This window comes from Aeromicrobium sp. CFBP 8757, from assembly GCF_014841755.1.
Lineage (GTDB): Bacteria > Actinomycetota > Actinomycetes > Propionibacteriales > Nocardioidaceae > Aeromicrobium.
The window spans coordinates 1,076,361-1,093,341 of record NZ_JACYUM010000001.1 but is presented as its reverse complement, the minus strand read 5'-3'; the positions used below and the strand labels follow the sequence as shown (position 1 = coordinate 1,093,341).

The following is a 16,981-nucleotide window of genomic DNA, read 5'->3' as shown; positions in this document are numbered from 1 at the left end:
TGGCTCCCTGTTCGTCGGACGTCACGACATCCTGTCAGCCGCGGGGGTCACGTGCAGCCGAACGACGACGATGATCCCACGGGTATCGTCGTGGCGTGAGCACATGGCGCAAGGCACAGCAACTGGCGGCTTCGCAGGGCATCGACGCCCTGCTCGTGACCCCGGGGGCCGATCTGCGGTACCTGACCGGCTACGTCGCGCTCCCGCTCGAGCGGCTGACGTGCCTCGTCCTGCCCGCCGCCGGCACCCCGACGCTCGTCGTGCCGGCCCTCGAGCGCCAGGCCGCGGTCGCGTCGGGCGTCGACGTCGAGATCGCCACGTGGGACGAGCGCGACGACCCGTTCGCCCTGGTCGCGAGCCTGGTCGGCGACGCGACGACGATCGGCCTCGACGACCACATGTGGGCGTCGCGCGTCTTCGCGCTCGGCGAGGCCATCCCGACCGCCGACCAGGTGCTGGCCGGCTCCCTCGTGCAGCAGCTGCGCATCCGCAAGGACGCCGACGAGGTCGAGGCGCTGCGTCAGGCGGGGCTCGCGATCGACCGCGTGCACGGACGCGTCCACGAGTGGCTGCGCCCCGGGCGCACCGAGCGCGAGGTCGGAGCCGACATCGCGCGCGCGATCATCGACGAGGGCCACGAGACCGTCGACTTCGTGATCGTCGGATCGGGGCCCAACGGCGCCTCGCCGCACCACGAGCTGTCCGACCGGGTCATCGAGGCCGGCGACCCCGTCGTCGTCGACATCGGCGGCACGATGCCGTCGGGCTACTGCTCGGACTCGACCCGCAACTACCTGGCCGGCGGCACCGTCGACCCCCTGTACACCGAGGCGTACGCGGTGCTCGAGGCCGCCCAGCGCGCGCAGATCGACCACGCGCGCCCGGGCGTCACGGCCGAGTCGGTCGACGCGATCGGCCGGCAGATCATCGCCGACGCCGGCTTCGGCGACCTGTTCATCCACCGCACGGGTCACGGGATCGGCCAGGAGACGCACGAGGAGCCCTACATCATCGAGGGCAACGACCTGGTGCTCGAGGAGGGCATGGCCTTCTCGATCGAGCCGGGCATCTACCACGAGGGACGTTTCGGGGCCCGCATCGAGGACATCGTCGTGTGCACGGCCGACGGTCTCGAGGTGCTCAACAACACCCCGCGCGGACTCGTCTCCCTGTGACCTGGAAGGTCGCCTGGCCGGCCGCGGCCGCCCTCGGGGCCCTGTGCTCGCTCGACTTCGACCCGGTCGGGCTGCCGTTCGCGATGATCGCGGGCGTGGCCGGCCTGATCTGGCTCGCGCGCCGTCTGTCGCACGCGCGCAAGCGCACCGTGGCCGTCACGGGCCTGCTGTTCGGGCTGGGCTTCATGGCGCCGCTGATCTGGTGGATGAACGCCGTCAGCGCGGGCGCGTACGTCGCGCTCGTGATCGCCCAGGCGCTGTTCTTCATCCCGATCATGCTGGCGCTTCGCGCCGCGACGCGCCTGCGGGCGTGGCCGCTGTGGGGTGCGGGCGTGTGGGTCCTGGGGGAGTGGGCGCGGGGCCGGTTCCCCTTCACGGGCTTCCCGTGGGGACGGCTCGCCCACACCTCGATCGACACGCCGTTCGCCTCCTACGCGCGCCTCGTGGCGATGCCCGGCACCAGCGCCGTGCTGTTCGTCGCGGCGGCGCTCGTGCTGGTCGTCGTGACGGGGCCGGGCCGCCGGGCCCGCATCGGCGCCGCTGCCGGCGTCGTGGCCATCGTGGGGGTCGGGGCGCTGCTGCCCACCGGCATCGCGGGCGCCGACGGCACCCGGCAGGTCGCGCTCGTGCAGGGCGACGTGCCGGGGGTCTTCCTGACCTGGCCGCGCGGCGAGATCTTCGACCTGCACGTCGCCGAGACGTCCCGGCTGGTCGAGAAGATCCGCGCCGGCGACGTGCCGCAGCCCGACATGGTCCTGTGGCCCGAGAACGCCACCGACATCGACCCGTACCACGACGCCCTCGTGCGGCAGCAGATCGAGGACCTCTCGGCGCTGCTGAAGGCGCCGATCCTGGTCGGCGGCATCTTCGACGGCCCGACGGTCGAGACGGCGCGCAACTCCGGCGTCGTGTGGACCGCCGACGGCCCCGGGGACCGCTACGACAAGCTCAAGCCCGTGCCGTTCGGTGAGTACGTGCCGTTCCGCCAGCAGGCCGGGTTCGTCGTCAACCGGCTCGCCCGCGACATCCCCCGCGACATGCTGGCAGGCGACCAGCCGGGCGCCATGACGATCGGCGACACCCGCATCGGCGACACGATCTGCTACGACATCGCCTACGACGGCGTGACGCGCCGCGCCGTCGACGGGGGAGCCCAGCTCATGGTCGTCCAGACCAGCAATGCCGCGTTCACCGGCACGTCGCAGCCCGAGCAGCAGTGGGACATCTCGCGCCTGCGGGCGATCGAGACGGGCCGCTGGGTCGTCGTCCCGTCGACCAACGGCATCTCGGGCGTCGTCGACCCGACCGGGCGCAGCGTCGAGCGTGCGCCGCTGCACGAGCCCGCCACGATCAGCGCCGAGGTCACCCTCGCATCGGGCCGCACGCCCGCGCTGGTCATCGGCCGCTACCTCGAGTGGTTGCTGGTCGCGACGGGTCTGGGAGCATGGTTGCTCGGCACCCGCCCGCGCCAGCAGAACGGAACCCCATGACAGCGCTCGTCATCATCCCGACGTACGACGAGGCCGCCAATCTCGCCTGGATCGTGGAGCGCGTCCTCGCGGCCCAGCCGCAGCTGCACGTCCTCGTCGCCGACGACGGGTCGCCCGACGGCACGGGCGCCATCGCCGACGCGCTGGCGGCCGCCGACGACCGGGTGCACGTGCTGCACCGGGTGTCCAAGCAGGGTCTCGGCTCGGCCTACCGGGCCGGGTTCGCCTGGGGCCTCGAGCGCGGGTACGACACGCTGCTCGAGATGGACGCCGACGGCTCGCACCGTCCCGAGGACCTCGCCCAGATCCTCGCCGCCAGCGCGACCGGCGCCGATCTCGTGCTCGGGTCGCGGTGGGTCCCCGGCGGCGGCGTCGTCAACTGGCCGTGGCACCGGCGTCTCATCTCCCGCGGGGGCACGCTGTACGCGCGCCTGCTGCTCGGCCTCGACGTCAAGGACGCGACGGGCGGCTTCCGCGCGTTCCGCCGCGAGACGCTCGAGCGCCTGCCGCTCGACCAGGTCGCCTCGCAGGGCTACTGCTTCCAGATCGACATGACCCGCCGGGTCGCGGCCGCCGGCATGGACGTCGTCGAGGTGCCCATCACGTTCGTCGAGCGCGAGCGGGGCGAGTCCAAGATGAGCGGCGCGATCGTCCGCGAGGCCCTGTGGCGCGTCACGGTGTGGGGCGCTGCGCGGCTGGTGCCCCGGCGACTGCGAAAGGGACCCCGGCCGGAGCCGGAGTCCCTTGCGTCGCGCCCTGGTGCGTGACCTAGGCGGTCTTCTTCTTCGCCGCCGACTTCTTCGCCGGGCGGTGCAGGTGCGGCGGACCGATCTCGCCGCCGCGGAGCAGCTCGAGCCGCTCCGTCAGGATCTCTTCCAGCTCGTCGACCGAGCGACGCTCGAGCAGCATGTCCCAGTGGGTGCGGACGGGCTTCTCGGCCTTGCCCTCGGGCTTGACACCGTCGGCGAGCTGACCGATCGCGCCCGTCTTCGGGTCCTCCCACTCGAACGGGATCTCGGCCTCGTCGGCCATGACCACCGTGAAGGTGTGCCCGTCGGCGCAGACGTACTCGACCTGCTGCCGGGGAGCCATCTCGACCCCGCGCTCGTCCTCGAAGCTCTGAGTTCCGAGTCGAGCTCCTCGCAGTGCACGTTCAGCCATGTGCGTCCCCTTTCGTGTGCCTTACCTCTATCAACGTAGGGGACACACATGAGATTCCCCTGAACGGGAATCTCTTCGGAGCCGGGTCAGACGTCCGCCCTGTCGCGGGTCAGCGCGGGGACCTTCAGCAGGGCCAGCAGACCGACGAGCAGCACCAGCATGATGCCGACGATGCCCCAGCGGTCGTCGCCGAAGACGAAGGCGAACAGCCCGAACAGCGTGGGCGCCAGGAACGACGCCGCGCGGCCCGTCATGGCGTAGAGGCCGAAGTGCTGGCCCTCCTTGCCCGGGGGCGTCAGGCGCACGAGGTAGGTGCGCGACGCCGACTGCGCGGGCCCGACGAACAGGCACAGCACCAGCCCGAAGACCCAGAAGCCCGCCATGCCCTGCACGAACAGCAGCACCACGCCGGCCACCAGCATCGCGACCAGCGAGAACACGATGACGCGCCGCGGGCCGAGGCGGTCGTCGAGCCGTCCGGCCACGAGGGCGCCCGTCGCGGCCGCGACGTTGGCGGCGATGCCGAACGGGATCACGGTGTCGTCGGTGAAGCCGTAGACGCTCACGGCGATGACCGCCCCGAACGTGAAGACGCCGGCCAGGCCGTCGCGGAACAGGGCGCTGGCGATCAGGAACTGCAGGGTGTGGCGGTCCTCGCGCCACATCGTGCGGATCTCGGCGAACAGCACGCGGTACGACTCGCGGAACCCGACGTCGGGGACGTGGCTCTCCCCGTGGAGGAGCGCAGTGGCCGGCAGCTCGGGCACCATCAGCAGGACGGGGATCGAGAACGCCAGGAACCACACCGCCGCGACGACAGCGACCCAGCGGATGTTGAGCCCGTTGTCGGTCGAGACGCCGAGCAGGCCGCCGTCGCCGGAGATCAGCCCGACGTAGACGATGACCAGCAGCACGATGCCGCCGAGGTAGCCGAACGCCCAGCCGACGCCCGACACGCGTCCGACCGTCGCGGGCGTCGAGACCTGGCGCAGCATCGCGAAGTACGGCACCTGCGCGAGCTCGAACAGCACCGTGCCGACCGCGATCAGCACGAGCCCGAGCCACAGGAAGTCGGGGCTGTCCTCGACCAGGAACATCAGGGCCGTGACCACCACGACCGACGTCGTGAGCAGCGCGAGCGACCGCTTGCGGTGGCCCGACGCGTCCGAGCGCTGCCCCATGACGGGCGCCAGCACCGCGATCACGAGGCTCGCGGCACCGACCGCCCAGCCCAGCCACGAGCTGGCCGACACCGGCCCCGAGAGGTCCTCGCCGACGGCGTCGGTCAGGTACACCGAGAAGACGAACGTCACGATGACGGCGTTGAACGCGGCCGATCCCCAGTCCCACAGGCTCCACGCGATGACCGGACCACGGCGGGTGGTGTCGGCGACGGCGCGGGCGGGCACGGGGGAGGAGGGGGTCATCGTGGGTCCTTCCAGACGCCTCGGGCGGTGAGGACGTCCTTGAGGACGTCGGTGCGGTCGGTCACGAGCCCGTCGACGCCGAGGTCGAGCAGCTCGTGCATCTCGTCGGGCTCGTCGATCGTCCAGACGTGCACCTGCAGACCGAGGGCGTGGGCCTTGCGCACGAATCCGTCGGTGACGAGGCGCAGACGACCGCGACGCGCGGGCACCTGCAGGCACACCGGCGCGAGGCGCAGGCGCCGCAGGACGACCGTCGGCAGCAGCTTGACCAGGGCCGCCTCGAGGCTCGACGCGGACGTCGCGACGTCCGGCAGCAGGCGACGGACCCGGCGCAGCCGGCGGTGCGAGAACGACGCCAGCAGCGTCCGGTCAACGACCCCCAGCCCGGTCAGCAGGTCGACGGCCGGCCCGACGACGTCGTCGGACTTCAGGTCGATGTTGAGCCGGGCGTCGGGGAACGTGGCGTACAGCGCGTCGAGCCGCGCGAACGGCTCACGACCGTCGAGCCGCAGGAGGTCGAGCGCCTCGGCGGTCAGGCCCGCGACGGTGTCGGCGCTGCCGGTCAGCCGGTCGAGCGCCGCGTCGTGGATCGCGTACACGACCCCGTCCGACGACGACCGCACGTCGGTCTCGAAGTACCGGTAGCCCAGCGCGTGCGCGTGCGAGAACGCCGCGAGCGAGTTCTCGACGCCGACGTTGCCGGGGACGCCCGACCCGCCGCGGTGGGCGAGGGCCAGGGGCGGCGGATCGAGGTAGCCGGACACGCCCCCACGCTAAGCCCTCGCGGGTGCAGCCCGGCTCAGATGTCGCGGAAGGTCTCGATCTGCGCACCGAGGGCGTTGAGGCGCTCGGCGAGATCCTCGTAGCCGCGGTTGATGACGTACACGCTGCGCAGCACCGAGGTGCCCTTCGCGGCCAGCATCGCCAGCAGGATCACGACGGCGGGACGCAGCGCGGGCGGGCACACGAGCTCGGTGCCGCTCCAGTGCGTCGGCCCCTCGATCAGGACGCGGTGCGGGTCGAGCAGCTTGACCTGCGCGCCGAGCTTGTTGAGCTCGGTCAGGTAGATCGCGCGGTTCTCGTAGACCCAGTCGTGCAGCATCGTCTGGCCCTCGGCCGTCGCGGCGATGACCGCGAAGAACGGCAGGTTGTCGATGTTGAGGCCCGGGAACGGCATGGGGTGGATCTTGTCGATCGGGGCGTGCAGCGACGACTCGTGCGTCGTGATGTCGACCAGCCGCGTCTCGCCGTTCTCGGCCGGGTACTCGTCGCTGCGGTCGTACTGGAAGCCCATCTCCTCGAGCAGCGCGAGCTCGATCTCCATGAACTCGATCGGCACGCGGCGCACCGTGATGCTCGACCGCGTGACGATCGCCGCCGCGATCAGGCTCATGGCCTCGATCGGGTCCTCGCTCGGGGCGTACTCGACGTCGCAGTTGATGACGGGCTTGCCCGTGACGCGCAGCGTCGTCGTGCCGATGCCCTCGATGCCCACGCCGAGCTTGACGAGGAAGAAGCACAGGTCCTGCACCATGTAGTTGGGGCTGGCGTTGCGGATGACCGTGACGCCGTCGTACCGGGCGGCCGCGAGCAGCGCGTTCTCGGTGACGGTGTCGCCGCGCTCGGTCAGCACGATCGGCCGCTCCGGGCCGACACCTTCCGCGGCGGTCGCGTGGTAGCTGCCCTCGGTCGCGACGACCTTGAGGCCGAACGGTCGCAGGGCCGTCATGTGCGGCTCGACGGTGCGGGTGCCGAGGTCGCAGCCGCCGGCGTACGGCAGCTCGAAGTCGTCGTAGCGGTGCATCAGCGGGCCAAGGAACATGATGATGCTGCGGGTGCGGCGGGCCGCGTCGGCGTCCATCGCCGCCAGGTCGAGCGTCGCGGGCACGACGAGCTCGAGGTCGTTCTCGTCGTTGAGCCACGTGGCCTTGACGCCGATCGAGGTCAGCACCTCGAGGAGACGGTTGACCTCCTCGATGCGCGCGACCTTGCGCAGCACCGTCGTGCCGGCGTTGAGCAGCGAGGCGCACAGCAGGGCGACCCCCGCGTTCTTGCTCGACTTGACGTCGATCGAGCCCGACAGCTTGGTGCCGCCGGCGACGCGCAGGTGGCTCGGGCCGGACGTGCCGACGCTGACGAGCTCGGAGTCGAGCGCGCTGCCGATGCGGGCGAGCATGTCGAGGGTCAGGTTCTGCTGGCCTTTCTCGATGCGGTTGATCGCGCTCTGGCTGGTGCGCAGCTCGGAGGCCAGCTCGGCCTGCGTCAGGCCGCTGTGCTGGCGGGCGTCCCTGATGAGGGCTCCGATGCGGGAAAGGTAGTCGTCACGAACGCTCATGCCGACCACGTTATCTCAGTTGTGAGATAACTCAAATGTCCCGGTCTGGTCCACGAGGCGGCAGTCGTCGACGCCCGCGTGGCCCGACACCTGGCCCCAGTACGTGCCGTAGGCGAGATCGGAGATCGTGCGGTCGTGCACCGGGAACAGGGTCGCGGGGGCGACGCGCTGGGCGAAGTCGACGGTCTCGCTGGTCTTGGCCCACGGTGCGGCGAGGGGGAGCGCCAGCACGTCGACGCCGTCCGGCGCGTGCTCGTAGCTGTCACCGGGGTGGAACAGGGTCGGCTCGCCCGGGGCGCTGACCAGCACGCCGACGTTCGCGATGCGGGGGAGCGTGGGGAGGATCACGGCGTGCTGCGCGCCGACGCCGCGCACCGACGCCGCACCGATCGCGGTCTCGAGCCCCTCGGCGTTCGGGATCCACTCGCCGACCGAGACCGACGCCGCGGTCTCCGGGTCGCAGACGAGGACGGCGTCGGGGTTGCCGGCGAGCAGGGGCGGCAGGCGCTCCTGGTCGAGGTGGTCGGGGTGCTGGTGCGTCACGACGATCGCGTCGAGGCCCGTCAGCGCGAACGTCTCGTCGACGCTGAACGTGCCCGGGTCGACCAGGATGCGGGCGCCGGCCACCTCGACGAGGACGGCGGCATGTCCGAAGCGGGTGATCTGCATGCGTCCCATCGTGCACCCCTCACCGCACCGGGCCAACCGGTGGCCCGTCGGCTCCGAACTGGTGGCATGGCCCTGAACCACGACGCGTACGCCCTGATGTCCGGACTCCTCGCGCCCCTGACCGTGCGGTACGGACGGTCGTTGCGCTTCGCGGGCCAGGACCTGCCGCGTCCGACGAGACGGTCCGTGCCGACGCGCCACGGCCGGGTCAGGGTCGAGGTCTACCGGCCGCCCGGCGTGACGGCGCCGCCCGTGCACGTCCACTTCCACGGCGGCGCGTTCATGATGCGGTTCCCGCGGATGGACGACTTCTTCTGCCGCTTCCTGGTCGCCGAGGCCGGCGTCGCGGTCGTCAACGTCGACTACCTGGTGGCGCCGCGCGTGCGGTACCCGGTCGCGCACGAGCAGGCCCACGACGTCGTCGCGTGGCTCGCCGGGCACGCAGGGGAGTGGGACCTGGACGAGAGGAGCATCTCGGTCGGCGGGTTCAGCGGGGGCGGAGGCCTCGCGGCGTCCGCGTGCCTGCAGGCCCGTGACCTCGGCACCGCGTCGCCCCGCCTGCAGCTGCTCGCGGTCCCGTCGCTCGAGGTCGCCGGCGACGTGCACGACAAGCACGCGACGATCCCGCACCCCATGATCGGGCCGGGCCTGCTGACGACCGTGCGGGCGACGTACTTCAAGGACGCCTCCCGACGGTCCGAGCCGTACGCGTCCCCGCTGCTCGCCGACACCGTGGCGGGCCTGCCTCCCACCGTCGTCGTCACGGCCGAGCACGACTTGCTGAGGGCGGAGGGCGACGCCTACGCGCAGCGGCTGGCCCAGGAGGGTCTGCTGTTCGAGCACCGCGTCGTCCCGGGGCGCGACCACTACTTCCTCGACGGCGACGACCCCGAGCAGGCGCGACGGGAGCTGGACCACCTCGCGGCCCTGGTACGGGCGGCGCACCTGCCTACCATCGACCCATGACCGATCAGCAGGCCGAGCCGCGCGAGATGTCGGGACCGGCGCGGGCGGGCGCCCTCGCCGTCGGATTCGTGGTGCTGCTCTACGCCGTCGAGCTGGTCGACGTCGTCGTGCCGGGAACCCTCGACGGCAACGGCGTCAGGCCCCGCAGCGTCGACGGGCTGGAGGGCGTCGCCCTCGGGCCGCTGCTGCACGGGGGATGGGCGCACCTGCTCGGCAACACCGTGCCCCTGCTGGTGCTCGGGTTCCTGGTCGGGCTGTCGGGCCTGCGCACGTGGGCGCAGGTCACCGCGATCGTGTGGGTCGTCGGGGGAGCAGCGGTGTGGCTCGTCGGGGCCCCCGGCACGGTGCACCTCGGCGCGTCCGGTCTGGTGTTCGGCTGGCTGTCGTACCTGGTCGTCAGGGGGGTCTTCAGCCGTCACGTCGGTCAGATCGCGCTGGGCGTGGTGGTGTTCCTGGTGTACGGCGGGCTCCTGTGGGGCGTGCTGCCCGGACGGCCCGGCATCTCGTGGGAGGGTCACCTGTTCGGTGCCGCCGCCGGCGCGCTCGCCGCGTGGCTCGTGACCCCGCGTCGCGTCCGGGACTAGTGACGGTCCTCCAGACCGATCGCCCGACGCAGCTTGCGGGCCGAGTCGTCGAGGCCGGGATCGTCCTGCGCGCGCGACAGCATCAGGTCGGAGAGTGCCTCGGCGATGACGTTGAGCTTCTCCTGCGCGGCCTCCTCGGCCCGCCGGCTGGCATTCTCGAGCAGCACCAGCAGCAGCAGCGAGATGACCGACGCGACCGTGTGGATCGCGACCTGCCACGACTTCAGGTCGGGCCACAGCGGCACGCTGACGAACCACGCGACGACGATGCCGGCGCAGACGGCGAAGAACGGCGCCCTGCTGACGCGCTGGTAGGCGGCCTCGACGAACCGGTCGAAGGCGGAACGGTCATCGGCGGTCGTCGGCTCGGCGGCGTGCTGGCTCATGGGCAGACGCTAGCGCCAGTCAGTGTCATCCGCCGGGCAGCGCTGGACGTGCGCCGACCGCCCGGTCGACCTACAGTCGGACCATGACTGAATCGAACATGCATTCGACGCCCGACGACCAGCCGACCGACCAGCCCGAGGGCGACGTCCTGGGGGCCGACGCCGCCAACACGACCGAGAAGGATCCGAACGACTGGGTCACCGGCGACGAGCCGATGACCGGCGCCCAGCGCAGCTACCTCGACACGCTGGCGCGCGACGCCGGCGAGACGCTGACGGCCGATCTGACCAAGGCCGAGGCGTCCGAGCACATCGACCGACTGCAGGAGAAGACGGGCCGCGGAACCGAGTCCTGAGACCCGCTCGTCAGCCTCGCCCTGTTTGTCCGATAATGCACATTATGTCAACTAGCGGGGATTCTGGAGCGGGGGCAGGGCCTCGAAGGCCGGGCGCGCGAACCAGTACCCCTGGAACAGCCGGATGCCCGCTCCCCTGAGCGTCCGGTACTCCGCCACGGTCTCGATGCCCTCGGCCAGCACGGTGATGCCGAGGGCGTCGGCCATGTGGACCACGCCGGCGACGACGGCCTGCCGCGCCGGATCGGTGTCGACGCCGCGGATGACCAGCATGTCGATCTTGATCAGGTCGGGCTGGAAGTCCACCAGCAGGCTCAGGCCCGCGTGACCCGCGCCGAAGTCGTCGATCGCCGTGGTGAACCCCCGCTTGCGGTACTCCGCGATGATGCCGGTCAGGTGCTCGGTGTCGGCGACCTGCTCGTCCTCGGTGAACTCGAACATGATCGACGTCAGCGGGAAGCCGTGGCGGTCGGCGGCCCGCAGCGTCGCCCGCAGGCACGCCGACGGCTCGTACACGGCGTTGGGCATGAAGTTGATCGACAGCTTCAGCTGCTCCGGCTCGGGGAAGAGACGGGACGCCAGCTCGATCGCCGTCACGCGGCAGTCCTGGTCGAACCGGTACCGCTGGTCGGGTCGGACCTGCGCCAGCACCTCGGCGGCCCCTTCGCCTCCGACTCCCCTGACCAGCGCCTCGTAGCCCCACACCCGCTCGTCGACCGCGTCGTAGATGGGCTGGAAGGCCATGCTGACGTCGAGGTCGAGAGCCGACGCCGTGGAGCAGCCGTCACATGACATGGAGTTCCCGTCCTGAGGAGAGGTCCGAGTTTATGCGACGGGTTGTGACGACTTCCCGCTGGTGCCGAAGTCGACGTCTGCCGCGTCGACGACGGCGGCGGTGCGACCGGGTGCACCCTGGTGGCTCCAGTACAGGTTGGTGTGTGCGACGACCTCCGCCGGACCGGGCGCTCCCCAGGCGCTGAAGTCGTCGGTGGTGTGGGCGTCGCCGACCAGCGTGACGTCGTAGCCGCGGGTGAACGCGCCATGGACCGTGGACCGGATGCACGCGTCGGTCTGTGCACCCGCGACCACCAGCGAGCCGACCCGCCGGGCCGCCAGGACCTGCTCGAGGTCGGTGCCCTCGAAGGAGTCGCCGTACTGCTTGTGCACGACGGGCTCGGACTCGCGCTGCGTCAGCTCGGGCACGTACCGCCACGCCTCGCTCCCCTGTACCAGGTCGTCGTCGTGGTGCTGCACCCACACGACCGGCACGTCGTTCGAGCGCGCCCGGTCGACCAGCGACGCGATGCGGCCGACCACCCCGTCGCGGTCGTGGGCCCGCGCGACGACGTCGTTCTGCACGTCGACGACGACCAGGGCGGTGTGCGGACGATCTGACCAGCTGCTCATGGGATCTCCTTCGTCGGGCCCTCATCCGTGACGCTCCGAACGCTAGTGCTCTCCCCTGACACATCACCGGGCGCTTCGTAGACTGGGGCGACGGCCGAGGAGGTGCCGCGATGAGTGCCAGCGATCGCAAGAGGTTCGAGTACCGGCAGCGGCTGGCGGCCGAGGCCGCCGCGGCGCAGCAGGGACACGACGACGACGAAGAGGCCCCCGACGAGGCCGCCGCCCGCGCGCACCGCATGCAGCACCAGGCCCAGTGGGTCGACATGCAGATCCAGCAGGCCATCCGCCGCGGCGACTTCGACGACCTGCCCGGCGCGGGCAAGCCGATCGCGGGCATCGATCGGCCCCACGACCCCGACTGGTGGCTCAAGCGGCTGATCGAGCGCGAGCGCATCACGGGCGTCCTGCCACCTGCCCTGGCCCTGCGCACGGAGCACGCCGAGATCGCCACGACGCTTGACCGCATCACGACCCCCGACGGCGTGCGCACCGCCGTCGCCGACTTCAACGCCCGCGTGGTCGAGGCACGCCGCCAGCTGCAGGGCGGTCCCCCGGTCGTCACCCCGCTGCTCGACGCCGACGACGAGGTCGACGCCTGGCACGAGCGCCGGACCCGCCGGGTCGCCGAGCAGAAGGCGCGCCTGGCCGAGATCCGCGCCGCGGAGGCCGCTGCCGCTCCCCCGCCCCGGTGGCGGCGATGGCGACGCCGGGGTCGTCCGTCCCCGTGAGTGCTCCCGAGTCCGTCCGCGAGGTGTGGTCCGACACGGACGTCAATGTCGCCTTGACGCTTGCGCTGCTGCGCCGCGGTTCGGCCGATCCGACGTTCCGGCGCATCGGCTCGCGCATCTGGCGCACCAGCCGCATGCCCACGGGTCCCGTCACCTACGCGATCGAGCAGCTCGGTCCGCGTCGCGTCAGGGCCACGGCGTGGGGCCCCGGACGGACCGAGCTGCTCGACGGGCTCGAGCGCCTCGTCGGCATGACCGACGACCCCTCGGGCTTCGTGCCGTCGCACCCCGTCCTGGCCGACGGTGCGCGCCGGTTCCCCGGGCTCCGCGTGCCGCGCACGGGACGGGTCATGGAGGCGCTCATCCCGGCCATCATCGAGCAGAAGGTGCTCGGCATCGACGCCTTCGCCGCGCAGCGGCGACTGCTGCACCGGTTCGGCGAGGCTCCTCCGGGGCCCGCCCCCGACGGCCTGCGGGTGCCGCCCACCGCCGAGCAGTGGGCCGCCGTCCCGTCGTGGGAGTGGCACCTCGCCGGCGTCGACCCCAGCCGGGCCCGCGCGGCCCAGGCGGCCGCCCGGCTCGGACCGCAGCTCGAGCGGCTCGCCGAGCGCCACCCCGACGACCACGCCGCCGTGCACCGCGGGCTCCGCAGCATCCCCGGCATCGGCGTGTGGACGGCGGCCGAGGTCGGCAGTCGCGCCCTCGGCGACGCGGACGCCGTGCCGTTCGGCGACTACCACGTCGCGAAGGACGTGGGGGTGGCCCTGCTCGGGCGGCGCATCGACGACGTCGAGCTCGCCGAGGTGCTCGAGCCGTGGCGGGGGCACCGCTTCAGGGTCGTCCGGCTCGTCGGCCTGAGCCCCTTGGTCGGCACCGACCGGCGTGGTCCGCGGATGGCCCGGGTCGACCACCGGCGCATCTGATCGGGAAGAATCCGTGGGCACCCGCGCGTTGACCTCGTCATGACGACGACCGTGCAGACCCATCCGGACCAGCCGATCGACCGCGCGACCCGCGATGCCATGGCCGCGGTCTACCTGGCGGCCTACGGCGACCCGGACCTGCCCGAGAGCCGTCTCGACGCCGACGACTTCGCCGACGTCACCCTCACGCGTCACGCGGGCCGCGCCGGCTTCAAGCTCGTGCTGTCCACGACCGACGGGCAGGTGTCGGGCTACGGGTACGGCTTCACGGGGCGGCGCGGGCAGTTCTGGAGCGACTGGCTCGCCACGACGGTCCCCTCCGACATCGTCGAGACGTGGGTCGGCGACCACTTCGAGCTCGTCGACATGGTCGTCGACCCCGCGTTCCGGGGTCAGGGGGTCGCGGGCCTGCTGCACGACGAGCTCGTGGCGGGGCTGCCCCACGAGCGGGCCCTGCTGGCCACCGTCCCCGGCGACCGCGCCGCGCCGCGGCTCTACGAGGGACGCGGCTGGCAGGTCGTCGCCGCCGACATCGACGGCGACAAGGCGCTGTACGGGCTCGACCTGCGCCGCCCCGCGTGACGCGGGGCCCCTACGCTGTCCCGGTGTCGTCGCGCCTCGCTCCCGCCCCTTGGTTCCGCGTCGCCGCGGCAATGTTCGCGGTGGGCTGGGGCGCCAACCAGTTCGCGGCGATGCTGCTGGTCTACCGCGACGAGGACGGCTTCTCGGGCGAGGCCGTCACGGGCCTGTTCGGCGCCTACGCGATCGGCCTGATCCCGGCGCTGCTGATCGTCGGCCCGATCTCCGACCGCATCGGGCGACGGCGCGTCATGCGTCCCGTGCTCGTCCTGTCGGTCGCCGCGACGATCGTGCTGATCGTCGGCGGTCACAGCCTCGCGGTCCTGCTGCTCGGACGCCTCATGGCCGGCGTCGCGTCGGGGGCCGCCTTCGCCCCGGGGTCGGCCTGGATCAAGGAGCTGTCGGCCGACCGCCCCGGCGGCACGGGTGCCCGGCGGGCCGCGCTGGCGCTGTCGGCCGGGTTCGGGTCGGGCCCCCTGGTCGCGGGTGTCGTCGCGCAGTGGCTGCCCGCGCCGACCCTGCTGCCCTACCTCCCCCACCTGGTGCTGATGGTCGTCGTCGTGGCGATCGCCTGGCACGCTCCCGAGCCCCCGGCACGCCCCGTCGACCACTCCCGCCAGGGACGCGAGGTGGCGTCCGTGCTGCGGAGCCGTCCGTTCCTGCTCGGCATCCTGTTCACGGCCCCCTGGGTCTTCGGAGCGGCCTCCACGAGCTTCGCGACGATCCCGACGTTCGTCGAGATCGGTGTCGCCCCGATCGCCGTGACCGGCGCGCTGTGCGGCCTCACGCTGTGGACCGGCGTGCTGGTGCAGCCCTTCGGCAAGCGGCTCGGCGACCCGCGACGCATCATCGCGACGGGCCTGCTCGCCGCTGCGCTGGGCCTCGCGGTCGGCGTCGTGATCGCCCGCACCGGGCAGGAGCTGCTGCTCCCCGTCGCCGCGCTGCTGCTGGGCACGGCCTATGGGCTCGTGCTGGTGGGCGGCCTCACGACGATCGAGCAGGTCGCCCACCGCGACGACCTGGCGTCGCTCAACGCGGTGTTCTACAGCCTGACGTACCTGGGCTTCGCCGCCCCCCTGCTGAGCACGCTCGCGCTGCGGTCCGTCTCCCCCACCGGCCTGATGGTGATCGGTGCCGCGGTCGCCCTCGTGACGATCCCCGTGGCGCTGGCGGCCCGGGTCACTCGAACGGCGTAGGGTCCCCCGCGCCGACGCGGATCACCTCGGCCGAGCCGTCGGAGAAGTCTATGACGGTCGTCGGCTCGGGAACGACGTCCTCGCCGGACTCGATGACGGCCTCGATGCGCCCGTCGAGCTCCTCGGAGATCTCCCACGCCGTCGTCATGGCCTCGGAGCTGCCGGGCATGATCAGGGTCGTCGACAGGATCGGCTCGCCCAGCGTCTCGAGCAGCGCCGCGACGACCTTGCTGTCGGGGATGCGCACGCCGACGGTCTTCTTCTTCTCGTGCAGCAGACGTCGCGGCACCTCGCGGGTCGCGGGCAGGATGAACGTGTACGGCCCGGGGGTCGCGTTCTTGACGGCGCGGAAGATCGCGTTGTCGACGTGCACGAACTGCCCGAGCTGCGAGAAGTCCTTGCACACGAGCGTGAAGTGGTGCTTGGCGTCGAGCGCACGGATCGCGCGGATGCGGTCGAGGGCGTCCTTGTTGCCGATCTGCGCGCCGAGCGCGTACCCCGAGTCGGTCGGGTAGGCGATGAGACCGCCGTCGGCGATGATCGCGGTCGCCTGGTCGACGGCACGCTGCTGCGGGTTCTCGGGGTGGATGTCGATGAAGCGGACCATGGTCCGAGCATAGGACCGGAGGGCACCCGCGTCTCGGGTGTGACGCCGGTCACGTGTTCGCGTTCCGCCATCCGGACGCCGGACCGGCACGCCGCGGTGTCGCGTGCCGCCGACCTATCCTGAGAGGCGAACGATGCCCATGAGGTTCCACGGGCACGGAGAGGTGTGACGACATGACCGAGGCCGTCCTGACGCTCGCGGAGCGCCGTCAGCAGCAGATCGCCCACGACCAGGAGCGCTCGACGCACCTGGCCGAGCGCGAGGAGCGTCTGGCGCCGCGGCGCCCGAACGCCGAGCTCAAGGCGATCGCCGAGTCCGCGCAGTCCCGGCTCGCCGACGCCGACGGCGACACGGTCCTGGCCTGGGTCGCCGAGGAGTTCGGCTACCGCACCGCCGTCGCCTGCTCGATGGCCGATGCGGTGCTGCCCCACGTCGTCGCGCAGCACCTCCCGTGGGTCGACACGCTGTTCCTCGAGACCGGCTACCACTTCGCCGAGACGATCGGCACCCGTGACGCCGTCGAGGCGTCCATGAGGCTGTCCATCGTCGACGTCACCCCCCTGCGCTCCGTCGCCGAGCAGGACGCCGAGTTCGGCGAGAAGCTCTACCAGCGCGATCCCGCCCTGTGCTGCGACATGCGCAAGGTCGAGCCCCTGCACCGGACGCTGCAGGGCTACGAGGTGTGGATCACGGGAGTCCGCCGCGACGAGGGCCCCACCCGCGCCGACACGCCGTTCGTCACGTGGGACGAGAAGAACGGCCTCGTCAAGGTCAACCCCCTGGCGGCGTGGACGTTCGACGAGCTGCTGGCCTACGCCGACGACAACGGCGTCATCGTCAACCCGCTGGTCAACGACGGCTACCCGTCGATCGGCTGCGCGACGTGCACGCGCCGCGTCGCTCCCGGCGAGGACCCGCGCGCCGGCCGCTGGGCCGGGCTCGACAAGACCGAGTGCGGCCTGCACACCTGATGACCGCCACCGACCTCACGA

At 72.0% G+C, this 16,981-nt stretch carries 20 protein-coding genes; 11 read left to right on the top strand and 9 right to left on the bottom strand.

What is annotated here, in order from left to right; all coding sequences use genetic code 11:
• The first annotated feature begins 95 nt into the window (after positions 1-95).
• From IFT73_RS05395 to IFT73_RS05385, 3 genes are read left to right on the top strand one after another with little or no spacing between them, the layout of a single operon-like run.
• Positions 96-1,175, top strand: a complete 1,080-nt coding sequence (locus tag IFT73_RS05395; RefSeq protein WP_192166698.1) for a M24 family metallopeptidase — start codon at positions 96-98, stop codon at positions 1,173-1,175.
• On the top strand, positions 1,172-2,665 hold the full coding sequence (gene lnt / locus IFT73_RS05390; protein ID WP_192166697.1) for an apolipoprotein N-acyltransferase: 1,494 nt from the start codon (positions 1,172-1,174) through the stop codon (positions 2,663-2,665). The genes IFT73_RS05395 and lnt overlap by 4 nt, the downstream gene beginning before the upstream one ends.
• The gene (locus IFT73_RS05385; protein WP_197983500.1) at positions 2,662-3,432 is read left to right on the top strand and encodes a polyprenol monophosphomannose synthase; all 771 of its coding nucleotides are present in this window, start codon (positions 2,662-2,664) and stop codon (positions 3,430-3,432) included. Before lnt ends, IFT73_RS05385 begins: the two co-directional genes overlap by 4 nt.
• Position 3,433: 1 nt before the next feature.
• Here the strand turns inward: IFT73_RS05385 and IFT73_RS05380 are convergent, their stop codons facing one another.
• The 5 genes from IFT73_RS05380 to IFT73_RS05360 form a co-directional block, all read right to left on the bottom strand.
• Positions 3,434-3,826: an RNA polymerase-binding protein RbpA gene (locus IFT73_RS05380; protein WP_056608432.1), complete on the bottom strand. Its 393-nt coding sequence runs from the start codon at positions 3,824-3,826 to the stop codon at positions 3,434-3,436.
• Positions 3,827-3,912: 86 nt separating this feature from the next.
• A complete protein-coding gene (locus IFT73_RS05375; protein WP_192166695.1) occupies positions 3,913-5,253 on the bottom strand; it encodes an MFS transporter in 1,341 nt (446 codons plus the stop codon).
• Positions 5,250-6,017, bottom strand: coding sequence for a glycerophosphodiester phosphodiesterase family protein (locus IFT73_RS05370; RefSeq protein WP_192166694.1), 768 nt, complete (start codon positions 6,015-6,017; stop codon positions 5,250-5,252). The genes IFT73_RS05375 and IFT73_RS05370 overlap by 4 nt, the downstream gene beginning before the upstream one ends.
• Before the next feature lie 35 nt (positions 6,018-6,052).
• Positions 6,053-7,588, bottom strand: a complete 1,536-nt coding sequence (locus tag IFT73_RS05365) for a UDP-N-acetylglucosamine 1-carboxyvinyltransferase (protein ID WP_056608421.1) — start codon at positions 7,586-7,588, stop codon at positions 6,053-6,055.
• Positions 7,589-7,603: 15 nt separating this feature from the next.
• Positions 7,604-8,257 carry an MBL fold metallo-hydrolase gene (locus IFT73_RS05360; protein ID WP_192166693.1) on the bottom strand — a complete coding sequence of 218 codons (654 nt, stop codon included), beginning with the start codon at positions 8,255-8,257 and terminating at the stop codon, positions 7,604-7,606.
• 66 nt (positions 8,258-8,323) lie between these two features.
• Here IFT73_RS05360 and IFT73_RS05355 point away from each other — a divergent pair, with 66 nt between their 5' ends.
• Positions 8,324-9,223 carry an alpha/beta hydrolase fold domain-containing protein gene (locus tag IFT73_RS05355; RefSeq protein WP_192166692.1) on the top strand — a complete coding sequence of 300 codons (900 nt, stop codon included), beginning with the start codon at positions 8,324-8,326 and terminating at the stop codon, positions 9,221-9,223.
• On the top strand, positions 9,220-9,807 hold the full coding sequence (locus tag IFT73_RS05350) for a rhomboid family intramembrane serine protease (protein WP_192166691.1): 588 nt from the start codon (positions 9,220-9,222) through the stop codon (positions 9,805-9,807). Before IFT73_RS05355 ends, IFT73_RS05350 begins: the two co-directional genes overlap by 4 nt.
• Here the strand turns inward: IFT73_RS05350 and IFT73_RS05345 are convergent.
• Entirely contained in the window at positions 9,804-10,193 is a 390-nt protein-coding gene (locus IFT73_RS05345) for a low affinity iron permease family protein (protein WP_192166690.1), read from the bottom strand. The two genes, IFT73_RS05350 and IFT73_RS05345, sit on opposite strands and share 4 nt — an antisense overlap.
• Positions 10,194-10,276: 83 nt before the next feature.
• Here IFT73_RS05345 and IFT73_RS05340 point away from each other — a divergent pair, with 83 nt between their 5' ends.
• The gene (locus tag IFT73_RS05340; protein WP_192166689.1) at positions 10,277-10,549 is read left to right on the top strand and encodes a DUF3072 domain-containing protein; all 273 of its coding nucleotides are present in this window, start codon (positions 10,277-10,279) and stop codon (positions 10,547-10,549) included.
• A 51-nt stretch (positions 10,550-10,600) separates the two neighbouring features.
• Here IFT73_RS05340 and IFT73_RS05335 read toward each other — a convergent pair whose 3' ends face one another.
• Both IFT73_RS05335 and IFT73_RS05330 read right to left on the bottom strand, forming a co-directional pair.
• On the bottom strand, positions 10,601-11,344 hold the full coding sequence (locus IFT73_RS05335) for an EAL domain-containing protein (protein WP_192166688.1): 744 nt from the start codon (positions 11,342-11,344) through the stop codon (positions 10,601-10,603).
• Positions 11,345-11,374: 30 nt separating this feature from the next.
• A complete protein-coding gene (locus IFT73_RS05330; protein ID WP_192166687.1) occupies positions 11,375-11,956 on the bottom strand; it encodes an isochorismatase family protein in 582 nt (193 codons plus the stop codon).
• Positions 11,957-12,066: 110 nt separating this feature from the next.
• On the opposite strand from IFT73_RS05330, the gene IFT73_RS05325 reads away from it, so the two are divergent.
• Genes IFT73_RS05325 through IFT73_RS05310 form a run of 4 tightly spaced genes read left to right on the top strand, consistent with a single transcriptional unit; the run spans position 12,067 to position 15,382 of the window.
• The gene (locus IFT73_RS05325; protein WP_192166686.1) at positions 12,067-12,684 is read left to right on the top strand and encodes a DUF1992 domain-containing protein; all 618 of its coding nucleotides are present in this window, start codon (positions 12,067-12,069) and stop codon (positions 12,682-12,684) included.
• 53 nt (positions 12,685-12,737) lie between these two features.
• Positions 12,738-13,607, top strand: a complete 870-nt coding sequence (locus IFT73_RS05320; RefSeq protein ID WP_197983499.1) for a DNA-3-methyladenine glycosylase — start codon at positions 12,738-12,740, stop codon at positions 13,605-13,607.
• Between the two features lie 39 nt (positions 13,608-13,646).
• Positions 13,647-14,189 carry a GNAT family N-acetyltransferase gene (locus IFT73_RS05315; RefSeq protein ID WP_056608400.1) on the top strand — a complete coding sequence of 181 codons (543 nt, stop codon included), beginning with the start codon at positions 13,647-13,649 and terminating at the stop codon, positions 14,187-14,189.
• Positions 14,190-14,212: 23 nt separating this feature from the next.
• Positions 14,213-15,382: an MFS transporter gene (locus IFT73_RS05310; RefSeq protein WP_192166684.1), complete on the top strand. Its 1,170-nt coding sequence runs from the start codon at positions 14,213-14,215 to the stop codon at positions 15,380-15,382.
• Here the strand turns inward: IFT73_RS05310 and IFT73_RS05305 are convergent.
• Positions 15,366-15,989, bottom strand: a complete 624-nt coding sequence (locus tag IFT73_RS05305; RefSeq protein ID WP_192166683.1) for an L-threonylcarbamoyladenylate synthase — start codon at positions 15,987-15,989, stop codon at positions 15,366-15,368. The genes IFT73_RS05310 and IFT73_RS05305 overlap by 17 nt on opposite strands.
• Before the next feature lie 173 nt (positions 15,990-16,162).
• Between IFT73_RS05305 and IFT73_RS05300 the strand changes: the two genes are divergently transcribed.
• On the top strand, positions 16,163-16,960 hold the full coding sequence (locus IFT73_RS05300) for a phosphoadenylyl-sulfate reductase (RefSeq protein WP_082556158.1): 798 nt from the start codon (positions 16,163-16,165) through the stop codon (positions 16,958-16,960).
• The last annotated feature ends 21 nt before the right edge of the window (positions 16,961-16,981 follow it).

Excerpts from the sequence above, each read along its gene's own strand:
- IFT73_RS05385 (WP_197983500.1), top strand. The coding sequence starts at position 2,662 with ATGACAGCGCTCGTCATCATCCCGACGTACGACGAGGCCGCCAATCTC.
- IFT73_RS05380 (WP_056608432.1), bottom strand. The coding sequence starts at position 3,826 with ATGGCTGAACGTGCACTGCGAGGAGCTCGACTCGGAACTCAGAGCTTC.
- IFT73_RS05375 (WP_192166695.1), bottom strand. The coding sequence starts at position 5,253 with ATGACCCCCTCCTCCCCCGTGCCCGCCCGCGCCGTCGCCGACACCACC.
- IFT73_RS05365 (WP_056608421.1), bottom strand. The coding sequence starts at position 7,588 with ATGAGCGTTCGTGACGACTACCTTTCCCGCATCGGAGCCCTCATCAGG.
- IFT73_RS05360 (WP_192166693.1), bottom strand. The coding sequence starts at position 8,257 with ATGCAGATCACCCGCTTCGGACATGCCGCCGTCCTCGTCGAGGTGGCC.
- IFT73_RS05355 (WP_192166692.1), top strand. The coding sequence starts at position 8,324 with ATGGCCCTGAACCACGACGCGTACGCCCTGATGTCCGGACTCCTCGCG.
- IFT73_RS05350 (WP_192166691.1), top strand. The coding sequence starts at position 9,220 with ATGACCGATCAGCAGGCCGAGCCGCGCGAGATGTCGGGACCGGCGCGG.
- IFT73_RS05345 (WP_192166690.1), bottom strand. The coding sequence starts at position 10,193 with ATGAGCCAGCACGCCGCCGAGCCGACGACCGCCGATGACCGTTCCGCC.
- IFT73_RS05340 (WP_192166689.1), top strand. The coding sequence starts at position 10,277 with ATGACTGAATCGAACATGCATTCGACGCCCGACGACCAGCCGACCGAC.
- IFT73_RS05335 (WP_192166688.1), bottom strand. The coding sequence starts at position 11,344 with ATGTCATGTGACGGCTGCTCCACGGCGTCGGCTCTCGACCTCGACGTC.
- IFT73_RS05330 (WP_192166687.1), bottom strand. The coding sequence starts at position 11,956 with ATGAGCAGCTGGTCAGATCGTCCGCACACCGCCCTGGTCGTCGTCGAC.
- IFT73_RS05325 (WP_192166686.1), top strand. The coding sequence starts at position 12,067 with ATGAGTGCCAGCGATCGCAAGAGGTTCGAGTACCGGCAGCGGCTGGCG.
- IFT73_RS05315 (WP_056608400.1), top strand. The coding sequence starts at position 13,647 with ATGACGACGACCGTGCAGACCCATCCGGACCAGCCGATCGACCGCGCG.
- IFT73_RS05305 (WP_192166683.1), bottom strand. The coding sequence starts at position 15,989 with ATGGTCCGCTTCATCGACATCCACCCCGAGAACCCGCAGCAGCGTGCC.
- IFT73_RS05300 (WP_082556158.1), top strand. The coding sequence starts at position 16,163 with ATGACCGAGGCCGTCCTGACGCTCGCGGAGCGCCGTCAGCAGCAGATC.